This is a genomic window from Qipengyuania sp. SM2512 (genome assembly GCF_054954005.1).
Genome location: NZ_CM143134.1, coordinates 1,560,305 through 1,578,905, shown reverse-complemented (window position 1 = coordinate 1,578,905; position 18,601 = coordinate 1,560,305). Strand labels below are relative to the sequence as shown.

At 63.8% G+C, this 18,601-nt stretch carries 19 protein-coding genes; 10 read left to right on the top strand and 9 right to left on the bottom strand.

Annotation, left to right across the window (positions count from 1 at the left end; translation table 11 throughout):
- Positions 1 to 8 precede the first annotated feature (8 nt).
- The gene (locus ACQ5J0_RS07910) at positions 9 to 941 is read right to left on the bottom strand and encodes an ArdC family protein (RefSeq protein ID WP_462570032.1); all 933 of its coding nucleotides are present in this window, start codon (positions 939 to 941) and stop codon (positions 9 to 11) included.
- A gap of 208 nt (positions 942 to 1,149) precedes the next feature.
- The gene (locus tag ACQ5J0_RS07905; RefSeq protein ID WP_462570031.1) at positions 1,150 to 2,028 is read right to left on the bottom strand and encodes a LysR family transcriptional regulator; all 879 of its coding nucleotides are present in this window, start codon (positions 2,026 to 2,028) and stop codon (positions 1,150 to 1,152) included.
- Between the two features lie 210 nt (positions 2,029 to 2,238).
- Between ACQ5J0_RS07905 and ACQ5J0_RS07900 the strand changes: the two genes are divergently transcribed.
- The 8 genes from ACQ5J0_RS07900 to ACQ5J0_RS07865 all read left to right on the top strand — a co-directional run bounded on the left by ACQ5J0_RS07900 (position 2,239) and on the right by ACQ5J0_RS07865 (position 7,335).
- Positions 2,239 to 2,934, top strand: a complete 696-nt coding sequence (locus ACQ5J0_RS07900) for a type 1 glutamine amidotransferase domain-containing protein (RefSeq protein ID WP_037479462.1) — start codon at positions 2,239 to 2,241, stop codon at positions 2,932 to 2,934.
- Positions 2,934 to 3,392 (top strand): VOC family protein, encoded by a 459-nt coding sequence (locus ACQ5J0_RS07895; protein WP_462570079.1) that lies wholly within the window; start codon positions 2,934 to 2,936, stop codon positions 3,390 to 3,392. The genes ACQ5J0_RS07900 and ACQ5J0_RS07895 overlap by 1 nt, the downstream gene beginning before the upstream one ends.
- Entirely contained in the window at positions 3,392 to 4,498 is a 1,107-nt protein-coding gene (locus ACQ5J0_RS07890) for an NADH:flavin oxidoreductase/NADH oxidase (RefSeq protein WP_462570029.1), read from the top strand. Before ACQ5J0_RS07895 ends, ACQ5J0_RS07890 begins: the two co-directional genes overlap by 1 nt.
- A complete protein-coding gene (locus tag ACQ5J0_RS07885; protein WP_462570028.1) occupies positions 4,495 to 5,646 on the top strand; it encodes an L-dopachrome tautomerase-related protein in 1,152 nt (383 codons plus the stop codon). The genes ACQ5J0_RS07890 and ACQ5J0_RS07885 overlap by 4 nt, the downstream gene beginning before the upstream one ends.
- A gap of 76 nt (positions 5,647 to 5,722) precedes the next feature.
- Entirely contained in the window at positions 5,723 to 6,463 is a 741-nt protein-coding gene (locus ACQ5J0_RS07880) for an SDR family oxidoreductase (RefSeq protein ID WP_462570027.1), read from the top strand.
- 111 nt (positions 6,464 to 6,574) lie between these two features.
- Entirely contained in the window at positions 6,575 to 6,868 is a 294-nt protein-coding gene (locus ACQ5J0_RS07875) for a putative quinol monooxygenase (protein ID WP_462570026.1), read from the top strand.
- Positions 6,869 to 6,979: 111 nt separating this feature from the next.
- Complete coding sequence (locus ACQ5J0_RS07870) at positions 6,980 to 7,171, top strand: GlcG/HbpS family heme-binding protein (protein WP_462570025.1); 192 nt, start codon at positions 6,980 to 6,982, stop codon at positions 7,169 to 7,171.
- Positions 7,129 to 7,335 carry a DJ-1/PfpI family protein gene (locus ACQ5J0_RS07865; protein WP_462570024.1) on the top strand — a complete coding sequence of 69 codons (207 nt, stop codon included), beginning with the start codon at positions 7,129 to 7,131 and terminating at the stop codon, positions 7,333 to 7,335. Before ACQ5J0_RS07870 ends, ACQ5J0_RS07865 begins: the two co-directional genes overlap by 43 nt.
- Positions 7,336 to 7,590: 255 nt before the next feature.
- On the opposite strand, the gene ACQ5J0_RS07860 is transcribed toward ACQ5J0_RS07865, so the two are convergent.
- The 4 genes from ACQ5J0_RS07860 to ACQ5J0_RS07845 form a co-directional block, all read right to left on the bottom strand.
- Positions 7,591 to 10,251: an excinuclease ABC subunit UvrA gene (locus ACQ5J0_RS07860; RefSeq protein WP_462570023.1), complete on the bottom strand. Its 2,661-nt coding sequence runs from the start codon at positions 10,249 to 10,251 to the stop codon at positions 7,591 to 7,593.
- A gap of 393 nt (positions 10,252 to 10,644) precedes the next feature.
- Positions 10,645 to 11,754 carry an S-(hydroxymethyl)glutathione dehydrogenase/class III alcohol dehydrogenase gene (locus ACQ5J0_RS07855; protein ID WP_462570022.1) on the bottom strand — a complete coding sequence of 370 codons (1,110 nt, stop codon included), beginning with the start codon at positions 11,752 to 11,754 and terminating at the stop codon, positions 10,645 to 10,647.
- Between the two features lie 216 nt (positions 11,755 to 11,970).
- A complete protein-coding gene (locus ACQ5J0_RS07850; protein ID WP_462570021.1) occupies positions 11,971 to 12,261 on the bottom strand; it encodes a metal/formaldehyde-sensitive transcriptional repressor in 291 nt (96 codons plus the stop codon).
- Positions 12,262 to 12,462: 201 nt separating this feature from the next.
- Positions 12,463 to 13,452 (bottom strand): zinc-dependent alcohol dehydrogenase family protein, encoded by a 990-nt coding sequence (locus ACQ5J0_RS07845; RefSeq protein ID WP_462570020.1) that lies wholly within the window; start codon positions 13,450 to 13,452, stop codon positions 12,463 to 12,465.
- 96 nt (positions 13,453 to 13,548) lie between these two features.
- Between ACQ5J0_RS07845 and ACQ5J0_RS07840 the strand changes: the two genes are divergently transcribed.
- Both ACQ5J0_RS07840 and ACQ5J0_RS07835 read left to right on the top strand, forming a co-directional pair.
- The gene (locus ACQ5J0_RS07840) at positions 13,549 to 14,169 is read left to right on the top strand and encodes a TetR/AcrR family transcriptional regulator (RefSeq protein ID WP_462570019.1); all 621 of its coding nucleotides are present in this window, start codon (positions 13,549 to 13,551) and stop codon (positions 14,167 to 14,169) included.
- Positions 14,170 to 14,244: 75 nt separating this feature from the next.
- Positions 14,245 to 15,075: an aldo/keto reductase gene (locus tag ACQ5J0_RS07835; RefSeq protein ID WP_462570018.1), complete on the top strand. Its 831-nt coding sequence runs from the start codon at positions 14,245 to 14,247 to the stop codon at positions 15,073 to 15,075.
- Positions 15,076 to 15,790: 715 nt separating this feature from the next.
- On the opposite strand, the gene ACQ5J0_RS07830 is transcribed toward ACQ5J0_RS07835, so the two are convergent.
- The 3 genes from ACQ5J0_RS07830 to ACQ5J0_RS07820 all read right to left on the bottom strand — a co-directional run bounded on the left by ACQ5J0_RS07830 (position 15,791) and on the right by ACQ5J0_RS07820 (position 18,387).
- Entirely contained in the window at positions 15,791 to 17,764 is a 1,974-nt protein-coding gene (locus ACQ5J0_RS07830; protein ID WP_462570017.1) for a ParB/RepB/Spo0J family partition protein, read from the bottom strand.
- 103 nt (positions 17,765 to 17,867) lie between these two features.
- A complete protein-coding gene (locus tag ACQ5J0_RS07825) occupies positions 17,868 to 18,065 on the bottom strand; it encodes a hypothetical protein (RefSeq protein WP_462570016.1) in 198 nt (65 codons plus the stop codon).
- A gap of 40 nt (positions 18,066 to 18,105) precedes the next feature.
- On the bottom strand, positions 18,106 to 18,387 hold the full coding sequence (locus tag ACQ5J0_RS07820) for a hypothetical protein (RefSeq protein WP_462570078.1): 282 nt from the start codon (positions 18,385 to 18,387) through the stop codon (positions 18,106 to 18,108).
- Between the last annotated feature and the right edge of the window lie 214 nt (positions 18,388 to 18,601).

The window sequence follows — 18,601 nt, the reverse complement described above, 5'->3', positions numbered from 1 at the left end:
CACCTCCCTCAAGCCGCTTCGGCGAGATCGGCTGCCGCAGCCTCGCTACCGGCGCCCGAACGCCCTCCGAGCTTCAGGATGAGGCTCGCAGCCTCTTCCGCCCTGGCGGCTGCCGTGAGCATGGCTCGATCATCGGATTTCAGAAGTTCGAGCCAATGCGCGATATAGCTCGCATGGTGGTCGAGATGCGCGACCGGCAGACCGAGCTCGGCGCCCAGGATCGCGGCGGACAGCTCGGCCACCAATTCCTCGGCCGCGTAGGATTCGCTTCCAAATCGGTTCTTGAGATCGCGACCCAGACGTGAGCCATGCCCGGTCCAGTGCGAGAGTTCGTGCGCAAGCGTTGCATAGTAGTGGTCGTAGCCATCGAAAAGTGCCGCCGTGGGCATCGTGATCCGGTCCGGCATGGGCTCGTAGTAGGCTTCCGACCCCTGATGCCGAAGGTCGGCCCCCACGCTTGAAAAGAAAGCGTCGAGCCGCTCTTCCCGTCCCGCAGGCTCGACTGGCTCGAGCTCAGGCTTCGCGCGATACATGCCGGGCAAGCCGTCGCACTGATCGACGTTGAAGACCGCGTAGGCCTTGAGGACACGTCGCTTCTCGGTGCCTTCTTCCCCGTCATCGCCTTCGACCTGCTTGTTGTAGCTCTTGTAGAAGATCGCGATCGTCGATTTCTCGCCCTTGCGGACCTGCCCGCCGAGCTTCTGGCACTGCCGGTATGTCATCCAATAGGGTGACAGGAACCCGGCGGCCTCCGCGATCATCCAGAGCCAGAAGGTGTTCATGCCCCGATAGGGTGTGCCGCAGCTGCGCAAGGGCCGTGATACCGGAACCCCGCGCCATGGCTTTACCCATGGTCTGGTTCCCTGCTCGAGTTTCTCGATGATCGCAGAGGTGATTTGTGCGGCGGGGGTCGGCCCTCCGCGGCGTGTAAACTTCGACATGAGGTGTCTCCTGATTGCCAGGACGAGACCGTCCCGTGGCAATCAAAAGGAGCCCTCTTTCCTCTAACCACTTTGGATGGCGGCTTCGCGCCCTACATCCGGCCGTTCGGCCTTGTCGCCGACGATCCCGAAAGCCGCCGTTCGTTCGCCAGCGCTCAACTGGTTCAGACCCGAAATTGTGCTGACGGCCCAGCAGGCGTGGCCACAATTATATTCGGAGTGCAGCAATCAGGGCGTCCCGAGCCATGGCCACGCGCGGGTGTCGCAGCGATGAGCGTGCCCACACAAGGTAGAAAGCGTTGAGCGGCACCATGATCGGCGCGGGTATCTCGATCAGCGTGCAGGCAGCGCGTTCGCTGCGGGTGAGATAGCCGGGCAGTACCGTCCAGCCGAGGTCCGCGTACAATCCCGACCGTAGCACCCTCAGATCGGGCGCGGTCAAGGCGGGCTGGCTGGTCAGCTCGATCTGGTTTGCATGGAGCCAGGTTCGCAGCAGCGGCCGGTCAAGATCGTAGGCGAGGTGGGCTGTTTGATTAAGCCCTTCGACCAGCGGCAATTCGGCAATCCGCATGGCCACGGCGGGAGAGGCTACGGCGCGCAGGTGCTCTTCGCCCAGCGCATGGAAGGCCAACCGCGGATCTTCGGGTTTCGAGGCGGTGACAGCCAGATGCACCCTGTCTTCGAGGAGCATGGCATAAAGCGCCTCGCGCCCGCCGATATGCAGGCGCAGGTCCAGCCCTGCTTCCAGCAGCGGAGCCAGTCGGGGCGTGATCATCTCTCCCAGCAGGTCCGACGGTGCGGCGATGTGGACCGTGCCCGAGATGCGCGACGATCGGGCCCGCGCGCTGGCCAGTGCCCATTCCGCCGTGTCGAGGCTGCTTCCGATCGAAGCCGCCAAATCGTCGGCAATCGCTGTTGGTCGAACACCCCGCGAATGGCGATCAAACAAGGGACGGCTCAATTGCGCCTCGAGCGATGCGATGTGCTGCGACGCAGCCGGTTGGGTAATGCCGATTGCCCGGGCCGCCTCGCTCAGTGAACGACGGCGGTAGACTTCGACGAAGGTGCGCAACTGCAGGAGGGACATTGCGGTTCCATAAGCGGATTTATGGCCGTCCGCCATTCCCGCTGGATTTCATGATGCCGTTCCCGGCGTATCTAAGCCGCCGAAAGGCACGATCGAATGAAAAATCGCCGCCAACTGCTGAAAGCTCTCACAGCTGTCTTTGTGGCGGGTGCGGCTGCGCCGGGTGCGTTTGCTCGTGTCCCCGACATCAATGGAACAGGACAATTGACGATGACCCGCATTCTGATGGTGGCCACCTCCGCCGACCGCATGACCCCCGGCACCGAACCGACGGGTGTCTGGCTCGAGGAACTTACCACCCCGTATTATGCCTTCCGCGATGCGGGCGCCGAGGTGACGCTTGCCTCGATCAAGGGCGGCGCCATCCCCGTCGACCAGCGCAGCGTCAATGCCGACGGCGAGAACGACGCTTCGGTCGAGCGCTATCTGAAGGACGAGGCCCTGAAGGCCGAGGTTGTCGGCACGCCGGTGTTCACCAGCATCGATCCCGGCGGCTACGACGCGCTGTTCCTGCCCGGTGGCCACGGCACCATGTTCGATTACCCCGGCAGCGACGAACTGGCCCGCCTGGTCGAACGCTTCGACCGCGAAGGCAAGATCGTCGCCGCCGTCTGTCATGGACCGGCAGGGCTGGTCTCGGCGAAGAAGGCCGATGGCACGCCCCTCGTGGCTGGCCGCCGTGTCGCGGGCTTCACCGACAGCGAGGAGCGCGCGGTCGGCCTCGATCAGGCGGTGCCGTTCCTGCTCGAAACGCGCCTCAAGGAACTTGGGGGCAAGCACGAGGGCGGCCCCGATTTTGCCCCCTTCGCCCTACGCGACGGCAATCTGGTGACCGGTCAGAACCCCGCCAGCGCGGCGCGCACCGCGGAACTCGTGATGGAAGCCCTCAAGGAAAAGGTCGCCTGATCATGCGCTATCTCCACACCATGCTGCGCGTCGCCGATCCCGAGTCGTCGATCCGTTTCTTCACGCTGCTGGGTCTCAACGAGACCCGGCGCATGGAGAACCAGGCCGGGCGTTACACGCTGATCTACCTTGCCGCCGACGAGGATTTCCGCGGCGACGGCGAGCAGAGCGATGCCGAGGTCGAGCTGACGTACAACTGGCCGCCCGAGGACGGCAGCCCTGCCGAGACATACACGGGGGGCCGAAACTTCGGCCATCTCGCCTATCAGGTCGACGACATCTACGAAATCTGCGCGCGGCTGCAGGCGGGCGGCGTGACGATCAATCGCCCCCCGCGCGACGGGCACATGGCGTTCGTCCGCTCTCCGGACGGGATCTCGATCGAACTGCTGCAGCAGGGCGAACACAAGGCTCCGGTCGAACCCTGGGCCTCCATGCCCAACACGGGCGAATGGTGATGGCGAAATTGTTCGAAACGATTGAGGTTGGCGGGCTGCGGCTCGCCAACCGCATCGTTATCGCGCCGATGTGCCAGTATTCGGCAGTCGACGGCGCGATGACCGACTGGCACCAGATGCATCTCGGGGAGTTGGCGCTCTCGGGCGCGGGCGCGCTGACGATAGAGGCGACCGCGGTCAGCCCGGAAGGGCGCATCACCTACGGTGACGTCGGCCTGTACGATGACCGTACCGAAGCGGCGATGCAAAGCGTGCTCGAAAGTGTGCGCCGTTGGTCGGACATGCCGCTTATCATCCAGCTGGCCCATGCCGGCCGCAAGGCGAGCTGCGCCAAGCCGTGGCACGGCGGAACGCAGATCGCCCCCGATGCGGAGAATGGCTGGCAGACCGTGGCACCCAGCGCCATCCCATTCGCTCCGGACGACCATCCCCCTGTCGAACTGGACGAGTCAGGGCTTGCCCGCATCCGGGAGGCGTTCGCGGATGCCGCCCGGCGCGCCGGCAGGCTCGGCATCGAAGCCATCCAGATCCACGCCGCGCATGGCTATCTGCTCCACGAGTTTCTTTCGCCGATCTCCAACCGGCGCGGCGACGACTACGGCGGCAGCCTCGACAACCGGATGCGGTTCCCGCTCGAAGTGTTCGATGCCGTGCGCGAAGCATTTCCGGCCGACCGCCCGGTGACCGTCCGCGTTTCCGGGACCGACTGGGTTGAAGGCGGCTGGACGGCGGAGGAAACCGCATTGTTTGCACAGCAGCTGGAGCGGCGCGGTTGTTCGGCAATCCACGTCTCCGGCGGCGGCCTCGACCCGCGCCAGCAGATCCCTGTCGGCCCCGGCTATCAGGTGCCGCTGGCGCGGACGGTCAAGGACGCGGTCGCCATGCCTGTCGTGGCGGTCGGAATGATCACCGATCCGCACCAGGCGGAGCGCATCCTCGAAGACCGGCATGCCGACGCCATAGCGATAGCCCGCGCTGCGCTGTGGGATCCGCGCTGGCCCTGGCACGCCGCCGCCGCGCTTGGCGCATCGGTCAAGGCGCCCCCGCAATATCTCCGGTCCGAGCCCCAGGAAGCGGGCCGCATTCTCAAGGAAATGATCCCATGAAAATCTCCGTCAAACTGCTTCTTGCCGCGGGCGCGGCTTTAACGCTCGCCGCCTGCTCGACGACCCGCGAGAGTGCATCCGCGCCCCAGATCGAACAGGTCGCGACCTTCGATGGCGCGATGCCGACTGGCGTGACCGTCGCCCCCAACGGGCGCATTTTTGTCAACTTCCCGCAATGGGGCGACAACGCGCCGTTCACGGTGGCCGAGTTGGTCGACGGCAAGGCGGTGCCTTATCCCGACGCCGCGACCAACCGGCCCGATCCGGCCGACCCGGCGGGGCATTTCATCTCGGTGCAGAGCGTGGTGGCCGATGGCGCCAACCGCCTCTGGGTGCTCGACACGGCGGCGCCCAATTTCTCCCAGCCCCAGGCCGGCGGTGCAAAGCTGGTGGCGATCGATCTTTCAACCAACCGGGTGGTGAAGACGATCGTTCTGCCGCCCAGCGTGGTGCTGCCCACGACCTACCTCAACGACGTGCGCTTCGATCTGCGTCAGGGCGCCGAGGGCGTCGCCTACATCACCGACAGCAGCAACGCCGGTGTCGGCGGCATCATCGTCGTCGATATCGCCAGCGGGCGTGCGATCCGGCGCCTGTCGAACCATGCGACGACCAACCCCGAGCGCGGCTTCACCCCGGTCGTCGACGGCGCGGTGCTCATGAACCGCCCGGCCGACGGCCCCGCGACGCCGGTCGCGATCGCCAGCGACGCGATTGCGCTCAGCGCCGACGGCAGCCTGCTCTACTATGGACCGCTGTCGGGTCGCACGCTGCACGCGGTGCCCACGGCGCTGCTGCGCGATGCCGCGGTGTCCGAGGAGGAGTTGGGCCGCGCGGTCCGCAACCTGGGGCGCAAAGGCGCCTCGGACGGGATTGCCGAGGACGACAACGGCCGCGTGTTCGCCGGCGATTACGAGAACAACGCGATCCGCGTGCTCGACCAGGGCAGCTGGACGACGGTGGTCAGCGACCCGCGCATCAGCTGGCCCGACACGCTGTCGATCGGCACCGACGGCTACCTCTACTTCACCGCCAACCAGCTTCACCGCCAGCCAGGCTTCCACGGCGGGCGGGACTTGCGCCGCAAGCCCTACGAACTGCTCCGCATCAAGGTGGGCGCCGGTCCCGTCCTGTTGCGCTCGCAGTGACCCCATCAGGCCGGGCGGGCTCGCGCGGGGCCGCGATCCGGCGAAAAATCAACAACTGACTTGAAGGAATACAGTCATGACCAAGGGTATCGAAGGCAAGGTCGTTCTCATAACCGGCGGCAGCAGCGGCATCGGCGCGGAAACTGCGCGTCTTCTCGCGGAACGCGGCGCCAAGGTGGCCATCGCCGCGCGGCGCAAGGACAGGCTCGACGAGGTCGTCGCGGACATCGCCGGAAATGGCGGCTCGGCACGTAGCTACGCGCTGGACGTGACCGACAAATCGGCGGTCCAGTCCGTCGTCGCCGCAATCGTTGCCGACTTCGGCCGCCTCGACGTGCTGATCAACAACGCCGGGCTGATGCCGATCCGTCCGATGGCCGAGGTCAACACCGACGAGTGGGACCAGATGATCGACGTCAATCTGAAGGGTACGCTCTACGGCATCGCGGCGGCCCTTCCCGGGTTTCTCGAGCAGGGCAGCGGTCACATCATCAACTTGAGCTCGGTTGCAGGCATCAAGGTCTTCGCACCGGGCGGCACGGTCTACTCCGGCACCAAGTTCGCCGTGAGCGCCATCAGCGAGGGCTTGCGCCACGAGGTGGGGGAAAAGGTCCGGGTCACGTCGATCGAGCCCGGAGCCGTTGAAAGCGATTTGAAGTTCACGACGTCGGGCACTGCTGCCGAGACGGTGCTGGACTTCTACAAGCAGGCCATCCCGGCGGCATCGGTGGCGCGTGCTATCGCGTTCGCTATCGAACAACCTGATGACGTCGACGTCAACGCGATCGTAATCCGGCCGACCGCACAAGAGTTCTGATTTCGACCGGGAGGCGGGGCCGCGTGTGCTCCGCCTCATGGGGAACGTACCGGCCCGCTCGTCCGTTAACTTGCCGAATAATATCTGTTCGTTTCACTTGAGGAATAAATTATGCCCAAACTTGCCCTGTATGTACCGCTGAAGGCCAAGCCCGGAAAAGAGCGCGATGTCGCCGATTTCCTGACCTCGGCATTGCCACTCGTTCAAGCTGAGCCGGGCACTCTGACCTGGTACGCGATCGAGGAAGGTCCCGGTGCGTACGCGATCTTCGATACGTTCGACACGGAGGAGGATCGGCAGGCCCATCTTGACGGCAAGGTTGCCGCTGCGCTGATGGGCAAGGCAGACGAACTGTTTTCCGAACCGCCGCAGATTCACAAGTTCACCCTGCTGGCCGCGAAATAACGGAACGCTCGGCACCCTAGCGCGTCGCTCTCATCGCCCGCGCGGGGGAGGGACCCGCGCGCGGCGGCGTGCGTTGAGCGGTTTTCCCCGAACTGGCGAAGGAGACACACCATGCGCACCACTCAGACGCTCGACCTGAACGACGCGCGGGCAATCATCGATGCGGGGATCGCGGAGGCCGAGGGGATCGGCAACCCGATGAACATCGCGGTGGTCGACGCGGGCGGCTGCCTCCTAGCGTTTGCGCGGATGGCCGATGCGTGGCGCGGCAGCGTCGACATCGCGATCGGCACCCCACGCTGAAGGTCGATATCGAGAACGCCGGCGGTGCATGGACCAATCAGGAAGTCGTGGTCGACAACGGCCTTGTTACCAGCCGCGATCCCGATGATCTGCCCGCCTTCTGTGCCAGACTCGTTGAGGAAATCGCAGAAGGTGCGGGCGGAGCGCTCGCAGCAGGGAATTAAGACGGGGTCGTTTCGACGAACCATGTGAGGGCTCTTTCCCCGGAGAAGGTCCGCACAAAACAGGGGTGGCGGATGGCCAGCGATTGGCCGTCCGCCACGCCGCGTATCACACGAACAGGGCGCACCTGACGGCACTCAGCCCTAAGCCGCGTCAACTTCGGTGACGCGTCTCCGGCTCAAGCGTCCAGATTCGACCCATTCCAACGTGTGGTTTAGATGCACCTGCCCGAACGTGCATTCGGCCAGATTTACGACTTACAGCGCCGCCTTGAGATAGCGGGCGGTGAGACTGCCTTCCGCTTCCGCAACCACGCCAGGGACGCCGCTGGCAACGATACGGCCCCCATCTTCCCCGGCCCCCGGTCCCAGATCGATGATCCAGTCCACCTGTGCGATGGCGCGCATGTCGTGTTCCACGACTACGACGGTATTGCCGGCATCGACGAGGCCCTGCAGGTGTTGCATCAGCCGGTCGACATCGGAGGGGTGAAGCCCCGAAGTTGGCTCGTCGAGGATGTAGATCGTGTTGCCGCGTTGAGCGCGTTGCAGTTCAGTCGCCAGCTTGATGCGCTGCGCTTCGCCGCCTGACAGCTCGGTCGCCGGCTGACCGAGCCTCAGATAGCCAAGACCGATCTCCCGCAACAAGTCGAGAGAGCGCATCACAGATGCCTCGTCAGCGAAGAAATCGCACGCATCGTCGACCGTCAGTTCGAGCACCTGGGCGATATTGCGCCCGTTCCATTCGACTTCGAGCGTTTGCGGGTTGTAGCGAGAGCCATGACAAGTCGAGCACGGGGCAAAAACGCTCGGTAGGAACAGCAGCTCCACCATGACGTATCCCTCGCCATCGCACACAGGGCAGCGGCCTTGCGCGACGTTGAACGAGAACCTTCCCCGGCTGTAGTGCCGCCGGCGGGCGAGCGGCGTATCAGCGAAGATCCGTCGCACATGGTCGAACATGCCGCTGTAGGTGGACAGGTTCGAGCGCGGCGTGCGGCCGATCGGCTTCTGATCGACCCGCACCAGCCTGCGAACATGCTCCATGCCTGCGACAATGCGTCCTTCAGTGTCGTTCTGCGCAACATCGAGCAGCGGATCGACATCCTCCTCCTCGGCCACGGGAGGGGCGCCGAGGTGGTCCGTGACGAGCTCGGGCAGCGCCTGACTGAGAAGACTGGATTTGCCCGATCCCGAAACGCCGGTGACAGCGGTGAAACAGCCGATGGGAAACTCGACGTCGAGACCATGGAGATTGTTCCGCCTGATCCCTTCCAGGCGTAGCCATGCCCTGGGATCGCGCGGTGTGCGCTCACTGCGGAGCGGCTCTGCGAACAGGTAGCGGCGGGTGATCGAAGTCTCGACGTCGGCAAGCCCCTCTATCGGCCCGCTATAGAGGACTTCACCGCCCTTTTCCCCGGCTCCCGGCCCGACATCGATGAGCCATTCCGCGCGGCGGATCACGTCGAGATCATGTTCGACGACGAACAGGGAGTTGCCCGCCGCCTTGAGACGCTCGAGGATGGTGAGCAAGGCTTCGCCATCTGCCGGGTGCAACCCTGCCGAAGGCTCGTCAAGGACATAGACCACGCCGAAAAGCTGTGACGACAATTGGGTGGCAAGCCGCAAGCGTTGCAGCTCTCCGGAGGAGAGCGTCGGCGTGCTGCGGTCGAGCGAAATGTAGCCAAGGCCAAGATCGATCAGCGGTTCTAGCCGCTCGATCAATTCGCAGGCAAGGCGTTGGGCGGCGATCCGCTTCTCGTCGGAGAGATTGGGCGTGCGGCGCACGTCGGGCGCGCCCTTGTGCGCAGAGCCGCCCGCGGCAACCCGTTGTTCGACCGATGCATCGCGGGCCGCTTTCTCCAGGACATGGCCCTTCGAGGGGGCGGAGGCCGCCCCATACGCGCCCTGCGCGACGGGCATCAGCAAGTCCTTCAGCTTGAGCACCGTCAGGTCGCCGAACTCGGCAATGTCGAGGCCGGCGAATTTGACCGACAGGGCTTCGCGCTTCAGGCGCTTGCCGTCGCAGGTCGGGCAATCGCGGCCGATGATATATTGCGAGACGCGCTTCTTCATCAGCGCGCTCTTAGTGTTGGCGAAGGTTTCCAGCACATAGCGGCGCGCGCCGGTGAAGGTGCCCTGGTAGCTCGGCTCCATGCGGCGCTTGAGCGCCTTCCGGGTCTGTTCGGGCGTCAGGCCCGCGTAGACCGGCACCGTGGGCGCCTCTTCAGTGAAGAGGATCCAGTCGCGATCCTTTTTCGGCAGGTCGCGCCACGGCGTGTCGACGTCATAGCCGAGCGAAACGAGGATATCGCGCAGGTTCTGCCCATGCCAGGCGGCCGGCCAGGCGGCGATCGCCCGGTCGCGAATGGTGAGGCTGTCGTCAGGAACCATCGTTTCTTCGGTCGCGTCATATACGCGGCCGATGCCGTGACAGGTCGCGCAGGCCCCCGCGACCGTGTTGGGGGAGAAATCCTCAGCATAGAGCATGGGCTGATGGGGCGGATATTCGCCGACGCGCGAATAGAGCATCCGCACCAGGCTGGAGAGCGTCGTCACGGTGCCGACCGAGGATCGCGCGTTAGCCGAGCCGCGCTGCTGCTGCAACGCGACCGCAGGCGGCAATCCGTCGATCGCGTCGACCTCCGGCACGCCGGCCTGGTCGATCAGGCGACGGGCATAGGGCGCAACCGATTCCAGATACCGCCGCTGGGCTTCGGCATAAAGGGTGCCGAACGCGAGCGATGACTTGCCCGAGCCCGATATGCCGGTGAACACCACGAAGGCGTCGCGCGGTACATCTACGTCAATATTTTTGAGGTTATTCTGGCGCGCGCCGCGAACCTGCACGCAAGCGGGCGGCCCCGTACGCCCATGATCGGTGGCCGGCGTCGTGGCGTAAATATCCTTGCTCTTCAATTCAGTCTTCCTGCCCTATACGCCCGTGCGGCCCGTGGTTCATCACAGTCGGGTAACAGATGAATCCATTTCCTACTCAATACATCCAACGGCCAGGCCGGCCCGATGTTCGGCACCTTTGAAATATTTTTCCAGCATTAGGCAAAGGTTGCGACAAACCATTTTTCCCATGGAGTCGCGCGACGAGACCACACCCACTCCGACGGTAAGCGCCTGGGCCAGGCGGCCCTCGTCCGTGCCGCTATCGGCATGTAACGACCGCACTGCGGCGCTTTTTACCGCATCGCGACGCGTTGCCCATTTGCCAGAGCGCGCATCATCATGGCCGGGGTCGGCCCATGATGACGGCCGAGTTGTCGATCCGAGCGCCTCGCGCCGCTTCGGATCGGCGGGTCAGTAGTGAATGACCGTGCGGATCGACTTGCCTTCGTGCATCAGTTCGAAGGCCTTGTTGATGTCTTCCAAACCCATCGTGTGGGTTACGAATGGGGCCAGATCGATATCGCCTCTCATCGCGTCCTCGACCATGCCGGGGAGCTGTGTCCGTCCCTTGACGCCACCGAAAGCGGACCCCTTCCATACGCGGCCCGTGACGAGCTGGAATGGGCGGGTGGAGATTTCCTCGCCCGCGCCGGCAACGCCAATCACGATCGACTGACCCCAGCCACGGTGCGCCGATTCAAGCGCGGCGCGCATGACGTGGACGTTGCCGATGCACTCGAAGGTATGATCGATGCCCCAGCCCGTCATCTCGATCAGCACTTGCTGGATGGGCTTGTCATGGTCCTTGGGGTTGATGCACTCGGTCGCACCGAACTGGCGTGCCAGCTCGAACTTGGACGGATTGGTGTCGATGGCGATGATGCGACCCGCCTTAGCCTGGCGCGCACCCTGAATCGCCGCGAGGCCGATGCCGCCGAGGCCGAACACGGCGACCGAGTCTCCCGGCTGGACCTTGGCGGTATTGTGGACCGCGCCGATGCCGGTCGTGACGCCGCAGCCGAGCAAGCAGACATGTTCGGGGTTTGCCTCGGGATTGATCTTGGCGAGCGAGACTTCGGCGACGACGGTATATTCACTGAAGGTCGAACAGCCCATGTAATGATAGAGGGGCTGACCATTGTACGAAAAGCGGGTGGTCCCATCGGGCATCAAGCCCTTGCCCTGCGTTTCGCGAACAGCGACGCACAGGTTGGTCTTGCCCGACAGGCAGAAGTCGCACTTGCCGCACTCGGCGGTGTAGAGCGGAATCACGTGATCGCCCGGCCCGACGCTGGTGACGCCTTCACCGACCTCGACAACGATGCCCGCGCCCTCGTGGCCCAGAACCACCGGGAAAACACCCTCCGGATCGCTCCCCTCCAGCGTGTACGCGTCGGTGTGGCACACACCGGTGTGCGTCACCCGTATGAGGACTTCGCCTTTCCGGGGTGGGGCGACATCGATCTCGACGATTTCGAGTGGCTTGCCCGCCTCGAAGGCAACAGCGGCGCGAGATTTCATGTTGGGATACCCTCGTTGAGATGAACTGAGTGCTGGTGCGAGGCCGTTTGCGTCAGCGCAAATTCGTCGACATTCTCATACTGGCAGGGAGTATCTCTATCATACTCCCTAGCAGTATACAAGAGGTGTCCTGACGAGGATCTCAAACCAGAGAAGACAGCAGGGGCTGGCTTCCGAGTGCGGGAGGACACGGGCAGCAAAATGAACCAGAAATCGTCATTTGAGATAGGTACGCAGAATCTTCATTACGCCCTCCACGCCGTCATCGTGATCGCCACCTGCGCCTCCGACGGCCCGATCTGCGCCCGCACCGAATGTTTCCCTGAGATGACTCTCCATCACTTCTGCCATCAGTCCATTTGTCGCACCACGCATGGCGACAATTTGCTGCAGCAGGGGAGCGCAATCGGCCCCCGCTTCGATCGCACGTTCCAGAGCGTGCGCCTGACCCTTGATACGCCGCAAGCGTGTGATGGCTCGCTTCTTGTCCTCTGATGAATGTGGCATCGCGTCTTCCCGAGAAATCGCTCCAGCATACTATACAGGGGGGGAGTTTCAATCCTGCACAGAGCCGGGCGTTTTTCAAACGGGGCGAGGTTCCGGACATGCTCTCAAGCCTGCGTCACGAGCAGCCTTGGCATGGGCGCCGAGGGTCCGATCCTCCGTCGGGGAAGGGGGAGCGATCGCTCACTCCCCCCGGTATGCCGGTCAGACCGTAACGACGACCTTGCCGATCTGCTCGTTCGATTCGAGGAAGCGGTGAGCGTCCTGGATGGCGTCGAGCGGGAAAGTGCGCGCGATCCGCGGCTTGAGCGCGCCCGATTCCAGACCCGCCACGATAAACGCCTTGGCGCGATCGAGGGCGGCATCGTCCGAGACGATCTCGCTGTAGAGATACCCCTTGAGCGTGAGGCTCTTGCCCAGCACGGAGAACAACGGGAACGGCGTCGGTTCGCCGCTGAGCGCGCCATATTCGAGCAGGATGCCGCCGCGTGCCATGCTCTCGGTCAGCGGCTCGAATGACGGGCCTCCGACCGGATCGAGCACCACGCGCGCACCCCGACCATCGGTTATCTCCATCACCCTCGCTACCAGGTCCTCTTCCCCGGTCGCAACGACATGATGTGCACCGGCATCGATCAGGGCCTGGCGCTTGGCGCCGGTACGCGTCGTCGCGATTACCGTCGCGCCGACCATCCGCGCAATCTGGAAGGCAGCAAGGCCGACGCTGCTGGAGGCAGCAGTGACGATGACGAAATCGCCCTCGCCGAGTTTCGCCTGCTCCACCAGCGCACCCCAGGCGGTGACATACTGCATCCACACGGCCGCCGCTTCCTCGAACGACAGCGCCGCCGGATGCTTGACGACGAGGCGGGCGGGCACGTTGGCGACCTCGCCATAAGTGCCCCAGCGTGCGATATCGAGCGGGGGGATGACGCTGACGGCTTCGCCTTCAGCAAACCCGGTCACGTCCGCGCCGACCGTAACGACGGTGCCGGCAGCCTCGTAGCCGAGGCGGCTCGGGAACTCGGCTTCCTGAAGGTAGGCATGCTTGCGGAACATCACCTCGGCGCGGTTGATGCCTATCGCCTTGACCGCGATCTGCACTTCGTCGGCCGCGGGCGCGGGCACTGCCACATCTTCAATCCTGAGGACGCTGGCGTCGCCATATTCGTGGATACGGACGATGCGGCTCATGGGACACTCCTTGATTATTTAATGATCGTTCTGTATGGGAGTGGACCACCAGTTTCAAGATATTATTTATCGATCATTCCATATCGGGCGCCAGGCATGACAGAGACGAAAGCCCGTCGTGGCGCAGGTCGCCCTCGTGCGTTTGACACCGACGCTGCGCTCGACAAGGCGGTACGACTGTTCTGGCAGCGCGGCTACGAGGCGACTTCGATGGCCGATCTGGTGGCGGAGACCGGCGTCGCCGCCGCCAGTCTCTATGCAGCGTTTGGCAACAAGGCGGGGCTGTTCGCGGCGGTGATCGAGCGCTACGCCGCGACGTTCAGCGTCCACCTCTATGCCCCCATCAACGATCCGGCATTGTCCACCTTCGATGCCGTCAAAGGGCTGCTGGAACGAGCAGCGTCATCCTTCTCGGAACCCGGAACGCCGGCCGGCTGTTTCATGTATTCGGCAGCAGCAGCCGTTTCGCCGGCGTCCGCCGCCATCGAATGCCTGCTGCGCGACAAGCGTATCGCGGCGGAGGCCCTCCTGATCGAGCGTCTGCATCGCGGCGCGGCGCAGGGCGAGCTTGCGGCCAATGCCGATCCGGCCGTGCTAGGCAAATTCTTCAATACGGTCATGGAAGGCATGTCCGTTCAGGCACGCGACGGAGCTACGATCGACGAACTGCTCTCCATTGCCAGAATGGCACTGGATCGATGGCCGGCTGCGGTATGATCGTTACAGGGTGGTTATCTTCCTGTCTGCCTTCCGCCACCAAACAATCAAACTCTTCTCACAGGACGAAAGCACATGAAACACGTGACACTGCCAGGCGGGGAAGTGGTTCCTTCATTGGGTCAAGGCACCTGGAAGATGGGCGAACGTGCCGAGCGCCGAGCAGATGAGATCGCTGCGTTACGCGCCGGTGTCGAACTGGGCATGACGCTCATCGATACGGCCGAAATGTATGGCGACGGTGCGGCGGAAACGCTGATATCCGAGGCGCTGGGCAGCGTTCGCGACCAGTTGTTCATCGTCAGCAAGGCATATCCGCAGAACGCATCGCGCTCCCGCCTTGCCGACGCGTGCGAGGCGAGCCTGAAGCGGCTCGGCACCGACCGGCTCGACCTCTACCTGCTCCACTGGCGGGGATCGGTGCCGCTCGCTGAGACAGTGGAGGCATTGGAGGCGCTCAAATCGGCAGGAAAGATCCGGCACTGGGGTGTCAGCAATCTCGATACCGATGATATGGACGAGCTTGTCGCTGCCGGCGGGGGTGGCTGCGTGACCGATCAGATCCTTTACAATCTGGTCCGTCGGGGCCCCGAATTGGACCTGCTGCCGTGGCTCTCCGAGCACAAAGTGGCGGTTATGGCGTATAGTCCGGTCGAGCAGGGACGACTTTCTACGCACCCCGCTCTCGCCAAAATTGCAGCCGAGGTTGGTGCAACCCCTGTGCAGGTCGCACTTTCTTGGACGTTGCGGCACGATGGCCTCATCGCCATCCCCAAAGCGAGTTCAGTCGCACATGTGCGGGAGAACCGCGCGGCCGCCGATATCGTTCTTTCCGACGCCCAGCTTGCGACACTCGACGCGGCATTTCCCAGGCCACTCGACCGCCGTCCACTCGAGATGCTTTAGCGTCGGATGGCGATATTATCGCTCGAAGGAACAGGACGCAAACCGGATCGGCGGTAGGCGCGCAGCGGTGCGGCGATCGGACCAGTGTCGAAACCGCTATCGAGTAGGTGCTGCGCGACTGGCGGTCCGAGAACCAGGCCTATCGCGCCCCTGGACCCAATCTGCTTTTAGCCTCCACGAATAACCGTCTGACCGTTCCTACCGTCTATGAGGCGTATCCGAGTTGGCAGGGCAGCCAAGGGCGTCATTCTTGTCCATCGGGCGCTCTGGATCGAAGCTCGGGCGGCCTAGCTGTCAGCACGACACCGCGCTGCCCGAGTTTCAAGCTGCCATCCCAGCGTGTGCCGCTGGCGGGAAGGTGGTCGACTACTCGCTCAAGCTCAGTTTGACAGAGCGCAGGCCATCAACCGTTCACTGCACTGCAGCGCCGAATTAGCGCGCTGCTACCTAGAGAACTAACTAGCCCGAAAATGCTCTCGATAGCCCGATCTCGCAAGCTTAGTATCTCATTGATGAATACGAGAAATTTGGTGGGCGCTATAGGGCTAGAACCTAGGACCCGCTGATCAATAGTGAGCTGCTTGACGGCAGCTTTAGCCGATTTCTCACCAAAAGAGGACGGTCAACAATCGGCCCAATTCCAGTCAAAATGTCAAAAGGCGGCCCGTCCGGAATGGACGGGCCGCCAACCGGGCAAGCCGACCTGTCAGGAGGGTCAGGCGGCTTTCTCGGTCAACTGGTCGCTGGCGTCTTCCGGCCGACCAGACGTTTCCTCGTTCTTGGCGGCTTCTTCCCTGAGAGTGCCGAAACGCATGACGGCCGGAACCCAGGACAGAGCCTGCTCTTTGACGTCGGCCTCACCGATGAATTCACCCGAGAAGATTCGTTCGGCAGCGGAGGCGAGGTCGGCTTTCTTCGAACCGGCATAGCGGCTGACAAGCTCAGGTCCGCCCACCGCATCGAAGGCTTCCAGAATGCGCGCTTTCGGCACGCGATCGAAGAAGTTCGCCGCCGTCGGCCTCCACCAGTGCGCCATCTCGATCTCGAGCAAGGCGCCCATTGCGTTGTGGAGTGGGAGTCCGCGCTCGCCGTCGGTGTTGAGGCTGGCAATGAGCGTGCGGGCAACCACGGAGCCGAGCCATAGACTGCGCGCCTCGTCGGGAAGCGCCCGAAAGGCGGCAAATCGCTCAACCTCCGAAGCGCCGACGCGCCAGCATTCGTCGAGCGAACCAGTGAACTCCGCCAGAGCCGCACTCGCCGGAGCATCCTTGGCTTCGAACCCCGAGATCGGGCCGCTCGCCAGGGGCCCCGAAATCGTAACCGCCTTCCTAGCGCGCCAGTCGTGACCATCCGCATCGGCGAGCGTGAAGATCATGAGGTCGAGCGCCAGGCCTGGGTCGTTGGCGAGATGGATGGCGAGGACATCGCGGCGCTGCATCGCCAGTTCGTCGAGCAGTCGCTGCGAATAGGTTGCAGGCTTGCTCGACGCATCACCGCCATCTTCGACGGGCTCGATGATGCCCTCGTCCGGCTGCGCCACCTCGCTTTCCGTGTAGTACTGCGGAACAAGAGTAGGCTCGCCACCGCGCGACAGGACCAGGAAGGCTCCCGCTTCTTCCTTCAGATCGTCGGCGAGCACCGGTGGGCGATCGTTGAGCGCCCGCATGGCGCGATCGATGCGCGCCAGTTCCTCATCAGCCTTGGCGACCTCCTGCTCGCTGCTGTCCTCGTCCTCGAGGATTGCCGCCTCACGGTCGTAGTCTGCCTCGAGTTCCGAAAGCTCCTCGGCTTCCGCCTCATTCAGCGGAGCCCGCTCGACGGGCAGGCGATTCAGGCCCTCGATCAGATCGTGGCCGACGTACGAGCCGAGCGTCGGACGGACCCACGCTAGGCCGAGTTCGGCTGCCCGGGCGCTTGCCGCCTCTTTCATCTTCTGGTGCGCGAGATCCTCAAGCAGCGCGATGTCGACCCAGCTCTCGCTGGCATCGTCGTCGAAAAGCTCGCGCTCGATCCGGCCACCCGCCTCGAGATAGGCCTCGCGACCGACCAGGATCGCGCGCGGATCGCTACCGCGCACGGTCGCATCCAGCACCATCCGTCGGATCGTATCGGGCGTGATCTGGTACCAGGCACCCTGCAGCTCGGCGAAAACATGCATTTGCCGTTCGATGTCCGAGACCGCGCCATAGGCCTTGGCCATGTCGAGAGTGATCGCGCCTTCGGCGAGCGCTTCAAAGACGCACGGCGCCAGCGAAGCGAGGCGCAGTCGGCCCTCGACGAAGCGGACGGTCAGGCCGAAGCGCCGAGCGACGTCCTCGGTCGTGGCGCCCGCTTCGATGATTGCGGCGAAGGCCTGCGCTTCGTCAGCGGGATTCATGGCCAGACGCTGGAAGTTCTCGGCCAGACTCGCTTCGCGCACTTCGCATTCATCGCCTTCGATGACGAGGCAGGTCACTTCATGGGTTGTGGGAATTGCGCCGTCCTCGGCGAGCGACTGCAATGCGGCAAGCCGCCGGCCGCCGGCCTCGACTTCAAACTTGCCGCGCGCGGCCTTGCGCACGACGAGGTTCTGGAGAAGGCCGCGGGCCGCGATATCGGTTTTGAGCTGGGCATCGGCAGTGGCATCGCTCACCTTCCGGACGTTGCGCGGACTCGGGACGAGCTTCTTCAAGGGAATGGACTGGGTCATCGATCGTCTCCTGATGGATTGAACGAACCCTGCGGGCGCATCCCACAAGGTTCGCCAGTCCAAGGCACTCTCTTCTCTCTGCTGTGAGACGTGCTGCCGCTGATCAGGGGGCAAGCGCTTCAAGGATGGCCGGCCCATCGGCCACCGGCACGAACAGGCGCGTCCGGTAGCGGATGATCTCGGTGAAGCAGCCTTTGGCCTTGTACCAGTCGAGCCGATCGGGCGTGAAGCCAGTCAATTCGATGCGCTGCTCGCCGCCGACGAGACTGCGCTTGACGGTCAGCGGATCATGGCTCTGCAAGGACTGTGCGGTGCCACTCGAGAGGACGAGAACGGCCAGTTCACCGGGAGTAGGCAAGATTGAGTTGCCGAGGCCGAAGGTCTGCGACACCTTGGCGATATCCGCGGCCACCACCTCGCGCCCGATGATGGAGGCGCCGTCGGCCGAGACGATACGGGTCACGCGCACGTGATCGCCGGGGAGGCGCTTCCAGATCCGAAATTACTCGATAGCTGTCGACCTGGACCGTTTCGAGCCCGAGATCGAGTGTTCCCGCTTCGCGCGCGGCCTCCACGCGCGCTTCGATCAGAGCAAGATACTCGTCGAAGATCGCGTTCTGCATCCCAATCGGCAGCGCGAGCACGCGGTTGCCCTTGGAACCGGACCAGCGGCCGCCGCGGCTCTTGCAGAGCTGGCGAGCAATTGCTTCGAGGGATTGTGTGTTCTGACCTTCACTTCGGGACTGCATCGGAAGACTCCGTATCGTCTGCTCGCTTCCCCAGCGCTGCCTCTCCTCTCTGCGGTGTTCTAATCGCTTTCCTACAGGCTGATGTTCT